1 pseudogene is annotated in these 270 nt (G+C 39.3%); it reads right to left on the minus strand.

Going from position 1 to position 270, the window contains the following annotated elements:
- Positions 1 to 270 (minus strand): annotated as a pseudogene (locus L0P31_RS09295) (ISL3 family transposase); the annotation flags it as partial.

Raw genomic sequence — 270 nt, forward strand, 5'->3', positions numbered from 1 at the left:
TAATGATTTTCACCTGACAACGAACGGCTCTATCGTAGCGCAGAAAGTGATTTCGGATGATAGCTTGTGTTCTACCTTCAAGAACGGTGATAATGTTGAGATTATCAAAGTCTTGTGCAATGAAACTCATTTTTCCCTTTGTAAAGGCATACTCGTCCCAGGACATAATCTCAGGAAGTTGGCTAAAGTTATGCTTAAAGTGAAAGTCATTGAGCTTTCGAATGACAGTTGAAGTTGAAATGGAAAGCTGATGTGCAATATCGGTCATAG

This window comes from Streptococcus mitis (assembly GCF_022137125.1).
In the GTDB taxonomy this organism is placed as follows: domain Bacteria; phylum Bacillota; class Bacilli; order Lactobacillales; family Streptococcaceae; genus Streptococcus; species Streptococcus mitis_CE.